This is a genomic window from Shewanella electrica (genome assembly GCF_022321485.1).
Classification (GTDB): domain Bacteria; phylum Pseudomonadota; class Gammaproteobacteria; order Enterobacterales; family Shewanellaceae; genus Shewanella; species Shewanella electrica.
Map to the genome: position 1 here is coordinate 1 of NZ_JAKOGG010000362.1, position 265 is coordinate 265.

The 265-nt window shown below is 55.1% G+C and carries 1 rRNA gene; it reads left to right on the forward strand.

The window, feature by feature from the left end:
- A 16S ribosomal RNA gene (locus L9G74_RS20905) occupies positions 1 to 265 on the forward strand; the annotation flags it as partial.

The following is a 265-nucleotide window of genomic DNA, read 5'->3' on the forward strand; positions in this document are numbered from 1 at the left end:
CCGTAAACGATGAGTGCTAAGTGTTAGGGGGTTTCCGCCCCTTAGTGCTGAAGTTAACGCATTAAGCACTCCGCCTGGGGGGTACGGCCGCAAGGCTGAAACTCAAAGGAATTGACGGGGGCCCGCACAAGCGGTGGAGCATGTGGTTTAATTCGAAGCTACGCGAAGAACCTTACCAGGTCTTGACATCTTGCGCCAACCCTAGAGATAGGGCGTTTCCTTCGGGAACGCAATGACAGGTGGTGCATGGTCGTCGTCAGCTCGT